The sequence below is a fragment of the Pseudomonas sp. TMW22080 genome (assembly GCF_022496745.1).
Classification (GTDB): Bacteria; Pseudomonadota; Gammaproteobacteria; order Pseudomonadales; family Pseudomonadaceae; genus Aquipseudomonas; species Aquipseudomonas bubulae.
Map to the genome: position 1 here is coordinate 477,497 of NZ_SCFF01000002.1, position 12,699 is coordinate 490,195.

At 60.3% G+C, this 12,699-nt stretch carries 12 protein-coding genes and 1 tRNA gene; 3 read left to right on the top strand and 10 right to left on the bottom strand.

Going from position 1 to position 12,699, the window contains the following annotated elements:
* Positions 1-308 precede the first annotated feature (308 nt).
* Complete coding sequence (mgtE, locus tag EQV96_RS08625) at positions 309-1,751, top strand: magnesium transporter (protein ID WP_016782141.1); 1,443 nt, start codon at positions 309-311, stop codon at positions 1,749-1,751.
* 75 nt (positions 1,752-1,826) lie between these two features.
* Here mgtE and EQV96_RS08630 read toward each other — a convergent pair whose 3' ends face one another.
* The 3 genes from EQV96_RS08630 to EQV96_RS08640 form a co-directional block, all read right to left on the bottom strand.
* On the bottom strand, positions 1,827-2,153 hold the full coding sequence (locus EQV96_RS08630) for an Arc family DNA-binding protein (protein WP_016782142.1): 327 nt from the start codon (positions 2,151-2,153) through the stop codon (positions 1,827-1,829).
* Between the two features lie 274 nt (positions 2,154-2,427).
* The gene (locus EQV96_RS08635) at positions 2,428-2,604 is read right to left on the bottom strand and encodes a PA3371 family protein (RefSeq protein WP_165446519.1); all 177 of its coding nucleotides are present in this window, start codon (positions 2,602-2,604) and stop codon (positions 2,428-2,430) included.
* 28 nt (positions 2,605-2,632) lie between these two features.
* Complete coding sequence (locus EQV96_RS08640; protein WP_095019285.1) at positions 2,633-2,863, bottom strand: hypothetical protein; 231 nt, start codon at positions 2,861-2,863, stop codon at positions 2,633-2,635.
* A gap of 324 nt (positions 2,864-3,187) precedes the next feature.
* Here EQV96_RS08640 and EQV96_RS08645 point away from each other — a divergent pair.
* Positions 3,188-3,264, top strand: a tRNA-Arg gene (locus tag EQV96_RS08645).
* A 63-nt stretch (positions 3,265-3,327) separates the two neighbouring features.
* Here EQV96_RS08645 and EQV96_RS08650 read toward each other — a convergent pair.
* From EQV96_RS08650 to EQV96_RS08680, 7 genes are all read right to left on the bottom strand, one after another.
* Positions 3,328-4,515 carry a fumarylacetoacetate hydrolase family protein gene (locus EQV96_RS08650; RefSeq protein WP_095023006.1) on the bottom strand — a complete coding sequence of 396 codons (1,188 nt, stop codon included), beginning with the start codon at positions 4,513-4,515 and terminating at the stop codon, positions 3,328-3,330.
* A 132-nt stretch (positions 4,516-4,647) separates the two neighbouring features.
* Complete coding sequence (locus tag EQV96_RS08655) at positions 4,648-6,432, bottom strand: IlvD/Edd family dehydratase (protein WP_095003372.1); 1,785 nt, start codon at positions 6,430-6,432, stop codon at positions 4,648-4,650.
* Positions 6,433-6,453: 21 nt separating this feature from the next.
* On the bottom strand, positions 6,454-7,338 hold the full coding sequence (locus tag EQV96_RS08660; RefSeq protein ID WP_138738495.1) for an NAD(P)-dependent oxidoreductase: 885 nt from the start codon (positions 7,336-7,338) through the stop codon (positions 6,454-6,456).
* A complete protein-coding gene (locus EQV96_RS08665; RefSeq protein WP_095003374.1) occupies positions 7,335-8,702 on the bottom strand; it encodes an MFS transporter in 1,368 nt (455 codons plus the stop codon). Before EQV96_RS08665 ends, EQV96_RS08660 begins: the two co-directional genes overlap by 4 nt.
* Before the next feature lie 171 nt (positions 8,703-8,873).
* Positions 8,874-9,848: a D-erythronate dehydrogenase gene (gene denD, locus EQV96_RS08670; RefSeq protein ID WP_240881737.1), complete on the bottom strand. Its 975-nt coding sequence runs from the start codon at positions 9,846-9,848 to the stop codon at positions 8,874-8,876.
* A gap of 37 nt (positions 9,849-9,885) precedes the next feature.
* Positions 9,886-10,734, bottom strand: a complete 849-nt coding sequence (locus tag EQV96_RS08675) for an ureidoglycolate lyase (protein ID WP_240881738.1) — start codon at positions 10,732-10,734, stop codon at positions 9,886-9,888.
* Between the two features lie 138 nt (positions 10,735-10,872).
* A complete protein-coding gene (locus EQV96_RS08680; RefSeq protein WP_095019225.1) occupies positions 10,873-11,613 on the bottom strand; it encodes an SDR family oxidoreductase in 741 nt (246 codons plus the stop codon).
* A 106-nt stretch (positions 11,614-11,719) separates the two neighbouring features.
* Here EQV96_RS08680 and EQV96_RS08685 point away from each other — a divergent pair, with 106 nt between their 5' ends.
* The gene (locus EQV96_RS08685; protein ID WP_095003378.1) at positions 11,720-12,676 is read left to right on the top strand and encodes a LysR family transcriptional regulator; all 957 of its coding nucleotides are present in this window, start codon (positions 11,720-11,722) and stop codon (positions 12,674-12,676) included.
* Positions 12,677-12,699: the final 23 nt, after the last annotated feature.

The window sequence follows — 12,699 nt, forward strand, 5'->3', positions numbered from 1 at the left end:
CTTGTCCCTGCTCGTCAACGGCTACAAGGTTGAATTTCAGCTTTGAGTTGTGCCCTGTGCAACTCATCCTTCGTCGCACAAGCAGTGCGCAGGCGCCGTCTGGCGGTTTTTCGCAAGCTTTTGTTATCTCCAAGATTTTTGCGTCATTAATTTTCAAGCCGTGTATGATTGCGCCCGTCAGCCCCGCCGGGGCTTGTGGAATACCTCCATGGACTTACCCAGTAGTAACTCAGCATCCCGCTTTACCAATCATGAATTGACTGATTGATCCTTCCGGCGTGCCCTGCTGCTGGGAGTGGAGTTCGCCTATGACCGAAGTTGAAGTAAAGAAAACCCAAGAAAGCCTGCAAAGCCGCCTTGCTCAAGTTATTGAGCTGCTTAATCGCCAGCGTGTGGTCGAAGATCTGACTCATCGTCAGGAAGGCCATCACCATGACCGGGTCGAGAACCTGGTCCATCGGCAAAACCTTGTTGAACTCCAGCGCAAGCTGGAAGACCTGCACTCCGCAGACGTTGCCTATATCCTCGAAGCATTGCCTCTGGACGACCGCCTGACGGTCTGGCAGCTGGTCAAGGCTGATCGCGATGGCGACATCCTGCTCGAAGTATCCGACTCGGTGCGTGAAACCCTGATCGCCGACATGGACGATCACGAGCTCCTGGCAGCCGCCAAGGAGATGGACGCCGACGAACTTGCTGACCTGGCTCCCGAGCTGCCGCGAGACGTCGTCCATGAGCTGATGGAGACCCTGGATGGCCAGCAGCGTGAGCGCGTGCGCTCCGCACTGTCCTATAACGAGGACCAGGTCGGTGCCTTGATGGACTTTGAGATGGTGACCATCCGTGAGGATGTCAGCCTTGAAGTCGTGCTGCGTTACCTGCGTCGCCTCAAGGAGTTGCCGGGCCATACCGACAAACTGTTCGTGGTCGATTACGACGGTGCGCTCAAAGGCGTGCTGCCGATCAAGCGTCTGCTGGTCAACGACCCTGAAAAACAAGTGTCTGAGGTCATGGCCAACGACCCGGTGAGTTTTCACCCGGACGAAGATGCCTACGATGCTGCTCAGGCATTTGAGCGTTATGACTTGATTTCGGCCCCGGTGGTGGACAAGAACGGCAAGCTTATCGGCCGTCTGACCATCGATGAAATGGTCGACCTGATCCGTGAAGAGAGTGAAAACGAAGTTCTCAACATGGCCGGTCTGCGAGAAGAAGAAGACATCTTCGCCTCGGTGTGGAAGTCCCTGCGTAACCGTTGGGCCTGGCTGGCAGTCAACCTGGTCACGGCATTTATTGCTTCGCGGGTGATTGGCCTGTTCGAAGGCTCGATTGAAAAGCTGGTGGCTCTGGCAGCACTGATGCCCATCGTGGCCGGTATTGGCGGTAACTCCGGCAACCAGACCATTACCATGATCGTGCGCGCTATGGCCCTGGATCAGGTCAACACCGGCAGCACTTCGCGGTTGATGCGCAAGGAGCTCGCCGTGGGCCTGATCAATGGTCTGGTGTGGGGTGGGGTGATTGGTGTTGTGGCCTACCTGCTGTATGGCAGCTGGTCGCTCGGCGTGGTGATGACCGCAGCCATGACCCTCAACCTGCTGCTGGCAGCACTGATGGGGGTATTGATACCCATGACGCTGGCCCGGCTGGGGCGTGATCCGGCCATGGGCGCAAGCGTGATGATCACCGCCATGACCGACAGTGGCGGGTTCTTCATCTTTCTGGGGCTGGCAACTATCTTCCTGCTTTGATCATTCTGTACAGGGCGCGAACAGCGCCCATAAAAAAAGCCAGCATTTGCTGGCTTTTTTTATGCCTGGGTTAAATCAGGATTCTTCAGAGGCTGCTTCAGCATCGTGAGCAATCAGTGATACCAGGGCGTTTTGCTGGCGGTGTGACAACTGGCGGAAGCGTTGCAGCAGCTCACGCTCATGCAGGGAAAGCTCGGGGCTGTCGAGGCGCATGCTGAGCTCATCACCCAGAACGCCTTCCTGGATAAGGCTTTGCTCGAGACGAGCAATGATTTCAGAGTTCATGCTGCGGTGATGGTTGCGAGCCACTTCGGCGATGCGCTCGCGCATTCCGTCTGGCAGGCGAACGACGAACTTGTCAGCCGTGCGGCTGGAGTAAATTGCCTGTTTCAATGGGCGCATTTTAGTTAACCGGTTAGTTCAGGGGAGCGGTTCTCGGGAATTGGCCGCAGGATGTGTTTAAGACCGTCCTTATAGCCAAATGTTCAACCTGAATTGCTAAGAGGCGCGCATCATGCCTCAAATCTGCCACTTCCCTGGCGTCAATTCTGTGACAAATATTGAACCGGATAAAGGCGTTATGCCAGTAGGTCTTGTTAAAAATATACACTCGAATGGGTGGCTTAGCGATTAACCCAGCAAATTAATGGGTTTTCCCCCTTGCCTATGGGCAGTTTCAGCGCAATTGCGGGTCAAACTTGAACCTGCGACCAAGCATCAGCGCCACCAGCCAGCAAGCGAAAAACACCGCGGCGGCGATCAAGGGCAGATTGCCAAATTCGTTACTGGTGAATACATCCAGGGCAAGGCTCGACAGTGCCAGCATTAACAGAGCCAAAGCGATTTTGGACATGATTTCTTACCCATCTCTCAATGTGCTTTCAAAAGACCCAGCGTTCACCCGCAGGTGCCTGGTCGGCGACGGGCTGGTTGGCAGCCAGACGAGGTGTCACGCGGCTGGTCTCTTTCATCACCGCAACCTGTGGCCGCGGTTTGTTGAAGGTAGCCGTCATTTCAACAGGCTGCTCGGCCGAAACGGGCTCGGGCAGAAAATGAAAAACCAGCAATACGGCCAGCGCGAGGGTGTTTAACAGTAGTAGCGTGCTGTTCATGGCGGTCATCTCTGAGAGCATGGACGGGATACTGTTAATAGAGCAGTCTTCGTGCCAACTGTAACAAGGCTAAAAAACCTTATAAAACAGCGAGTTGAGCCGTATATTCAAGAGTGTTTAATTGCATTTTGCAATGATGGCTTTTTGATGTAGTGCAAATTGCACGATGGTCGCCTGAGCCTTGCTTGTGCTGTGCAGTCGATCGCAACCTCGTACCGCTCATCGGAGGCAAAAAAATCTATTTAGGCCGCTGTCTTACAGTTAAAAAGACCACTCACGACATGACAAACCCAGGCATGCCCGTTACCATGCACGCCGTTATTTGTCTCAGTAGCTCAATTGGATAGAGCATCCCCCTCCTAAGGGGAAGGTTGCAGGTTCGAACCCCGCCTGGGACACCAGATACGCAAAGGCCCCGCACTGTTGAACAGGCGGGGCCTTTTTTGTGGCTTTCAATCAGCCAGTCAGGCCTGGCCGAGCAGCCCGCGGCCCGCCAGGTTCTTCATCAGTGCACTGACCCCGAACGCCCATTGTGGCGCCTGGTCGCTGCCGGTCACGCGGTTGTGCAACGCTCCCAGTGTCGGTGACGAGATGCTTACAACATCATCGGCCTTATGGGTAAACCCCTGGCCCGGCTGGTCGCGGTCTTCGGTAGGAGCGAACAGGGTACCCAGGAACAGGACAAAACCGTCCGGGTACTGGTGGTTGGCGTTGAGCGTCTGTTCGGCCAGGTCCGCCGGGTCGCGGCTGATCTGGTTCATTGAGCTTTTGCCGTTCAGCACGTAGCCATCGACACCTTCAACACGCAAGGTCACTTCACAATGGCGCACGTCGTCGAGGTTGAAGTGTTCGTCAAACAGGCGAATAAAGGGCCCCAGTGCACAGGAGGCGTTGTTGTCCTTGGCCTTGCTCAGCAGTAACGCGCTGCGACCTTCGAAGTCGCGCAGGTTGACGTCGTTGCCCAGGGTTGCGCCGTGGATCCGGCCCTGGCTGTCTACCGCCAGCACCACTTCCGGCTCCGGGTTGTTCCAGCTTGAACCGGGGTGGATGCCAATGGCGCTGCCGCTGCCCACCGCAGCGAGGATCGGTGCCTTGGTGAAAATTTCGGCGTCGGGGCCGATACCCACTTCCAGGTACTGCGACCACATGTTCTGTTCGATCAGCACTTGTTTGAGGCGCATGGCTTCTGGCGAGCCGGGGCGCAGGTCGCGCAGGTTATTACCAATCACTTCGTGCACCAGGGCACGAACCTCTTCGGCACGGTGGGCATCGCCTCCGGCTTTTTCCTCGATCACCCGTTCGATCATGCTGGCAGCAAAGGTGACACCCGCCGCCTTGATCACTTGCAGATCTGCCGGGGCCAGCAGGTAGGGTTTGGCCATGTCGCGCTGCTCGCCGCTGTTGGCCAGCAAGGCCTGGATCGTGCCCAATACGGTGCCGCGGATTTCACGCACGGCTTGCAGCGGGTTGTCGCTATCGAGCAGCAGGCTCAGGGTGGGGAAGTGGGCCGTGCAGTCGATTACTTCACCGTCACGAATCACCACCACGGCCGGGCCGCCACGTTCGCCGGGCAACCACACGCGACCGACCAGGGTGGCGCGCTGCCAGTCATCGGGCAGGGTGTTTTCTATGGTCAATTGCAGCGTTTGCATATACGTGATCCTTGAAAAGAGTGCTTGGTGGGAGCGAGCTTGGTCGCGATCAAGTCACCACGGGTTGGCTGACCATCTGCAGTGTCTGCTTCGCGAGCAGGCTCGCTCCCACAGGTAATGTGTTTGTCGTGTCTAGTGGGAGTGACGGGGCGGGCCGTTTTCCGGGATCACGCGCCAGTACAGGGTGGCCGGTTCGAGGCAGCCGCCGGTGGAGAGCTGGCCGACCAGTTGGCGGTAGAGTTCCTGCCACGGAGTTTGTGACGGGGCCAGCGGTGGCAGCGGTTCCTGGCGGCGTTCGTTGAGCACGCTTTCGTCCACCAGCAGGTTGACGCTGCGCGCGTTGAGGTCGACGCGCAGGCGATCGCCGGTGCGCAGTAACGACAGACCGCCACCCACCGCAGATTCCGGGGACATGTTGAGAATTGACGGGCTGGCCGAGGTGCCGCTTTGGCGGCCATCACCCATGCAGGGCAGGGAGTCGATCCCGGCCTTGATCAGGTTGGAAGGTGGCGCCATGTTCACGACCTCGCCGCTGCCGGGGAAGCCCACGGTGCCGCAGCCTCGAATCACCAGAATGCAGCGCTCGTCGATGTCCAGCGAAGGGTCGTTGATCCGCGCCGTGTAGTCTTCCGGGCCCTCGAACACAATAGCCCGCGCTTCGAAGCTGTTGGGTTGCAACGGGTCGCTGAGGTAGGTCTTGCGAAATGCTTCGCCCACCACTGACATTTTCATGATGGCACTGTCGAAGAAGTTGCCGCTGAGTACGATAAAACCGGCTCGGTGCATCAGCGGGTCTTCGTAGGAACGGATCACGTCACGGTCGCCGGTGACGCAGTCGGCAACCACGTCACCCATGCTGCGGCCACTGACCGTGAGGCAGTCGCGGTGCAGGCGGCCGACCTTGTCCAGTTCATGCATCACCGCCGGTACACCGCCTGCGCGGTGGAAACTTTCACCCAGGTACTCGCCGGCGGGCATGCAGTTGACCAGCAAGGGCACGTCTTCGCCGACGCGCTGCCAGTCTTCCAGTGACAGCTCGATACCGCTGTGGCGGGCGATGGCAATCAGATGTGGCGGGCAGTTGGTGGATGCGCCCAGCGCCGAGGCCACGGCAATGGCGTTTTCGAAGGCCGCGTGGGTCATGATCTGGGAGGGGCGTACGTCTTCGCGCACCAGGTCGACGATGCGCATCCCGGTGGCATAGGCCATTTGCCCGCGCTCGCGGTACGGTGCCGGGATGCTCGCGCAGCCGGGCAGGGACATACCCAGTGCCTCGGCCAGGGCGTTCATCGACAGCGCAGTGCCCATGGTGTTGCAGTGACCCACCGACGGCGATGATGCGGTGGTCAGGGTCATAAAACCTTCGTAATCGATTTCGCCGGCGCTGAGCAGATTGCGCGCATGCCACAGTACGGTGCCCGAACCAATGCGCTGGCCTTTGTGCCAGCCGTCGAGCATCGGCCCGCCGGACAGCACGATGGAAGGCAGGTCGGTGGTGGCCGCTGCCATCAGGCAGGCCGGGGTGGTTTTGTCGCAACCGGTGGTCAGCACTACGCCGTCCAGCGGGTAACCATGCAGCACCTCGACCAGGCCCAGGTAGGCGAGGTTGCGGTCGAGGGCCGCGGTGGGGCGGCGCGACTGTTCGGCAATCGGGTGTACCGGAAACTCCATCGGGATGCCACCTGCATCGCGAATGCCGTCCTTGACCCGCTTGGCCAGTTCGATGTGATGGCGGTTGCAGGGTGTCAGGTCGCTGCCGGTCTGGGCGATGCCGATAATCGGCCGCCCCGATTGCAGTTCGGCGCGGGTCAGGCCCTGGTTCATGTAGCGTTCCACATACAGTGCGGTCAGGTCGGCGTGGCTTGGGTCGTCGAACCACAGCTGGCTGCGCAGGCGGCGTGGGGTTGAATCGGTCATGGCAGGCTCCGGCTGATTATTTTATTCAGGCAATGGGTTGTTGCGGCGCAACTGGCGGATCAGTCCGGCGTGGTCGAGTTCGCCGTCACCGGCCTCGACCATGGCGGCAAACAGGCTGTCTACCAGGCTGCCGACGGGCAGGTTCAGGCCCAGTTTTTGTGCTTGGGCCATGGCGGTGCGGGTGTCCTTGAGCTGCCATTTGGCCGGGCCACCGGGAGTGAAATCGTTGTTCAGCATGCGTTGGCCGTGCTGGCGCCAGATCGGCGAGTCGACAAAACCACCCATCAACGCTTCGTGGACCTTTGCCGGGTCGGCGCCGCCGCGCTCGGCCAGCAGCAAGCCCTCGGCGACGGTGGCGATGGTGCTGGCGACGATCAACTGGTTGACCAGCTTGGACAACTCGCCGGTGCCCGCCGGGCCGACATGCACCGGGCGGCCCATGGCGGCCAGTACTTCGCGGCCCTGCTCAAAGGCGGCCGTTTCGCCGCCAACCATGATTGCCAGGCTGGCCTCCCGCGCTCCGCGCTCGCCCCCCGACACCGGAGCATCGAGGTAGCGCAGGCGGCGTTCGGCACACAACCGCGCCTGTTCAACGGCGGTGTCGACCGGGATCGAACTCATCACGATCACCAGCGCCCCCGGTGCCAGTGCCAGGGCGGCACCGTTTTCACCAAACAGCACCTCGTCACAGGTTGGGCCATCGCTGAGCATGCAGATCAGCACCTGAGCACCGTCTGCCGCGCCTGCCGGGGTCGGCGCAACCGCCGCCCCCAGTGTTGCCAGCGCCTGCAACTTGCCCGGCGAGCGGTTCCAGGCCCGCACCGGGAAGCCGGCGTGCAGCAGGTTGCGGGCCATGGGCAGGCCCATGATCCCGGTACCGATAAAGGCTACGCTTGGCAGGTTCATGCTTTTCCTCCAGTGGCAGGGGCCAGTGCGGCGCCAATTTGCGATTCTTTATTGCGCGGCATCAGCACCATGCCCAGGCCACCCAGGCCAACCAGTGCGGCGATCACCAGAAACCCCGGGGTGTAGCTGCCGGTCACGGTGAACAGGTAGCCGGTCAGGTAAGGGCCGATAAAACCGCTGAGGTTGCCGATGGAGTTGATCAGGCCAATGCCCACGGCCGCGCCGACACCGGTCAGCACTTGCCCGGGGACTGCCCAGAACACGTTGATCGCGCTGTACACGCCCATCGCCAGCAAGATAAAACCGATAACGATGATCCACGGCTGGTTGAGCCACAGCGCCACGGCAATCGACACTGCCGCGAGCATGGCGGCCCCGCCGGCATGCCAGTGACGTTCTTGCAGGCGGTCAGAGCGACGGCTCCACCAGATCATCGCCACAGCAGCAACGGCATAGGGAATGGCGGTGATCAGGCCGTTCTGCATCAGGCCGATTTCCAGGCCGAAGGTGCCGCGGAACGATGCCAGAACCGTTGGCATGAAGAAGTTCATCGCGTTGGAGCCCGAGGTGATGCCGAAATACACCAGTGCCAGCAGCCATACCTGGCGGTTGCACAGGGCCTTGCGGATCATCTGGCCCTTGGTCGGTTGCACTCCCACCACCAGCGGTTTGTTGCGCTCTTCCTGGGCCAGGGTGTTGATCAGCCAGGTGCGCTGTTTGTCGGTCAGCCAGTGGGCATCGGCCGGGTGGTCAGTGAGGTAGAAGTAGCACACCACACCGAGGATCACCGCCGGTACGGCTTCGACGATATACATCAGGCGCCAGCCGACAAAGCCCCAGGCATCGCCCATCTCCATCAGGCCCACCGACAGCGGTGCGCCGATGATTTGCGCGATGGGTACGCCCAGATAAAACGAGGCGATCATGCGTGCGCGATAGCGGCTCGGGAACCACAGCGACAGCAGATAGATCACGCCAGGGAAGAACCCGGCTTCGGCAATACCCAGCAGCACGCGCAGGGAGATGAAGTGGATTGGCGTCTGCAGGAAACCCATGGCGCCGGCGATGATGCCCCAGGTCACCATGATCCGCGCGATCCATACACGGGCGCCATAGCGGTGCAGCAAAATGTTGCTCGGCACTTCGAACATGAAATAGCCGAGGAAGAAAATACCTGCGCCCAGGCCATAAATGGTCTGGCTGATGCCGATATCTTCGTTCATGCGCAGTGCGGCGAAACCGACGTTGTTGCGGTCCAGAAAGGCGACCACAAACAGCAGTACAAGAAAAGGAATCATGCGCCTGGTCACGCGCTTGATTGTCTGTTGTTCGATGTCCGAGACATCGGTGAGTGGAGTAGTCATGTGGCACGACCTCAGTTTTTATTGTTGTGAGTAGCGTGAGCGTTGCAGCATTTGGGTGAGACAGGGCTTTTTGTGGGAGCGGGCTTGCTCGCGATGGGATCGCTGCGGGGCTTCAGTTGCACCGCGTCGCCTTGATCGCGAGCAAGCCCGCTCCCACAAGGGAGTGGTGGGTTATTTGCCGGCCGTATCCTCGATATGTGCGCGCACGATGGCATCGAAGTCCGCGTCGGCGGTAAAGCCCAGGGCACGGGCGCGGGGGGCTTCTACCTTGCTCGGCCAGCTTTCGACGATACGCTGGATAGTCGCGTCGGGCTCCCAGCGAATCAGTTTGACCACGTCATCACCGGCCACCCGTTGCAGCGCCGCGACCATGTCGGCCACGGTGGTGGTCACGCCCGGCAGCGGGATAATGCGCTGGTTGCCCAGGGTTTCTGGCGACAGGGTCATGCCCAGCAGCATCGACTCAATAATGCGCCGCGGCGAGGTGAGGTAAACCTGGGTATCCGGGCGTACCGGGCATACGGCAGGCAGGCCCACCAGTGGCTCGCGGATGATCGAACTGAAGAAGGTCGAGGCCGCCTTGTTCGGCTTGCCGGGGCGCACTGCCACCGTTGGCAGGCGCAGCACCCGGCCGTCGACAAAGCCTTTGCGCGCATAGTCGGCGACCAGCAATTCGCCTGCGGCTTTTTGCATGCCGTAGGACGATTGCGGGGTAAGCACGGTGTTGTCATCAACGACTGGCGGCAGGGCGCCGCCGAATACTGCAAAACCGCTGGCGTAGACAAAGCGCGGCGCGTTGCCTTGCTTGCGCAGGGTTTCGAGCAGCAGCATCAGGCCGTGCAGGTTGACCTGCATGCCCAGGTCGAAATCCGCTTCGGCCGCCGAGCTGACCACGGCTGCCAGATGCCACACCAGATCCACGCCATCGGTGACGCGGGCGATAACATCGGGGTCGGCTATATCGCCGGTCACCAGCTCGATGCGCGGGTCGCTCGGCACATCTTCGCCGGCAAAGGCGTCGAACAACACGATGCGCTCAATGGTGCGAGGCGCCTGGCCTTCAAAGGTCAGGCTGTTCATGTCGAGCAGGCGCTGGGCCAGTTGTTTGCCGATAAAGCCGGTGCCGCCAGTAATCAGAATGCGCATGTGTAAAACCCTTTCTTATAGTTGTGTGAGCGTGAAGTCAGTCGGCCTGTACGGTGAGCTGGCGCTGTTCGCCAAGGCCGCTGATGCCCAGGTGCATGACCTGGCCTGCGCGCAGGTACACCGGGGTTGGTTTGACGCCCAGGCCCACACCCGGCGGTGTGCCGGTGGAAATCACGTCGCCCGGTTGCAGCGACATGCAGCGGCTCAGGTAAGCAATCAGGGCCGGGATCTGAAAGACCATGGTGCGGGTGTTGCCGTTCTGGTAGCGCTGTCCGTCGACTTCAAGCCAAAGGTCGAGCTGGTGCGGGTCGCTGATTTCATCACGGGTCACCAGCCATGGTCCGAGGGGGCCAAAGGTGTCAAAGCCCTTGCCCTTGTCCCAGGTGCCGCCACGTTCGATCTGCCATTCGCGCTCCGACACATCGTTGATCACGCAGTATCCGGCCACGTGCTCCAGGGCGTTATGTTCATCGATATTGCGTCCACCCTTGCCGATCACCACGCCTAGCTCGACTTCCCAGTCGGTTTTGGTCGAGTCGCGGGGGATTTCCACGTTGTCGTTGGGACCGCAGATGGCGCTGGTCCATTTGCTGAATACCACCGGTTCCGACGGCACCGCCAGGCCCGATTCGGCAGCGTGGTCGGCATAGTTCAGGCCGATGCAGATAAATTTGCCGACCTGGCCGACGCAGGCGCCGATACGTGGCGAACCGCTGACCAGCGGCAAACTGGCGGGGTCGATTTTGCTCAGTGTTTCCAGGCTTGCGGCTGACAGCGCAGCGCCTGCAACGTCGGTGATATGCGCCGACAAATCGCGGATATTGCCTTGGGCATCGAGCAGGCCGGGTTTTTCCTGACCTTTATCGCCGTAGCGCAGCAGTTTCATAAAAGCTCCTTTGGTGCATGGAAATTAATCTAGTGTGGCAGCGAGCCTGCTCGCGAATGCATCAATGCGGTGCCACTTAAACACCGAGGTGCCTGCATCGCGAGCAGGCTCGCTCCCACAGGGTTTCCCACAAAATGCTTAATTACTCATCCCGCCATCGATCACCTGGACGGTGCCGGTGGTGTAGCTGCTGGCATCGCTGGCCAGGTACAGCGCCAGTTGTGCGATTTCTTCAGCGCTGCCGATGCGGCCCATGGGCTGGCGGTCAACAAAGGCCTGATAGACCTCAGCTTCGGAGCGCCCTTGCTCAAGGGCCTGTTCAGCGATGCGCTGGCGTAGCGAAGGGGAGTCCACCGTGCCGGGGCAAATGGCGTTGCAGCGAATGCCCTGGCGCACGTAGTCGGCGGCGACCGATTTGGTCAGGCCGATCACCGCAGCCTTGCTGGCGGTGTAGGCAAAGCGGTTGGGCACGCCTTTGACGCTGGAGGCCACCGAAGCCATGTTGATGATCGAGCCGCCGCCGTTTTCCAGCATGCCGGGGAGGAAGCCGCGGATCATGCGGTACATGGCGGTGACATTGAGGTCGAAAGAAAATTGCCAGGCCTGCTCGTCGCACTCCAGCAGGGCACCGCTGTGCACATAGCCTGCGCAGTTGAACAGCACGTCGATAGCGCCCAGCTGCTGGCAGATGGCATCGATGGCGCAAGCTTGGGTCACGTCCAGGGGCAGGACTTGAATACCGGGGATATCTTGCAGGGCTTCGACATGCAGGTCGGTGGCGATGACCTGCGCGCCCGCATCGCGAAAGGCCAGTACCGAAGCGCGGCCTATGCCTTGCGCCGCAGCAGTTATCAGCACACGTTTGTTGGCTAGGTTCATGACGAAAGTCCGTTGTTATTATTTGGCCCAACAGCTGCACACTAATATTGCTTTGCGATAATCGCCAATGAGATATTCTCAGGTCTTAATAACCGGGGGTTATCGGATGGCGGATGTCGGATTTAACCAGTTGTGCAACTGGCTGCGGTTTCGCCATTTGGTGCTGATCGACACCCTGGCGCGCACGCAAAACATGCATGCGACTGCGCAGGAAATGAGCATCAGCCAGCCAGCCGTGAGCAAGATGTTGCGCGAAATCGAGCACCAGCTGGGCTTCGAAGTATTTGCCCGTTTGCCGCGCAGCATGACCCTTACCGATCTGGGCAGCCATGTGGCCCGTTTTGCCCAGATCGCGTTGAACGACACCGGTCAGTTTGTCAGCCAGATCAACCATCTGCGCCAGGGTGGGCATGGCCTGATCAAGGTCGGCACCATTTATGCGGCCACAGCCCTGGCCGTGCCTGCTGCCATTGTGCGGGTCAAGCAGGACTGGCCGTTGCTCACCGTGCAAGTGCTTGAGGGCACCAGTGCCAATATGCTGACCTTGCTCGAACACAAGGAACTGGACCTGGTGGTGGCCCGTTTTACCCTCGATCGTCATCGTGAGTTGTTTGAATTCCAGGCGCTGGCGCCGGAGCCGTTGTGCCTGGTTACGGGCAGCCAGCACCCGCTGGCCGGGGCTAGTGAAGTGCCACTGGCGGATTTGGGCAGTTGGCCGTGGGTGATTTACCCGACGGGCACGCCGATGCGCGCACGGGTGGAAAAAGCCTTCGTCGAAGCAGGCATGCAGACCCCGGAAAACACCGTCGAAACCGTGTCCTTGCAGACCACCATGCAACTGCTGCAAACCACGCCGTCGGTGGCGATGCTGGCCGAGTCGATGGTCGAACCGGAAATCCAGGCCGGTCGCCTGACCCGCCTGGCCTTGCCGTTTCCGCTGGTGCTGGCTGACTACGGGGTGATTACCCGGCGCAACGATGTCCCGCAGTGGTCGGCAAAAGCCTTTATCGACGCCTTGTTAAGTGGCCCCGACGCTCTGCGTGGTGCTCGCCAGACGCCTTGATAACGCAGGGTTATTAACTGATG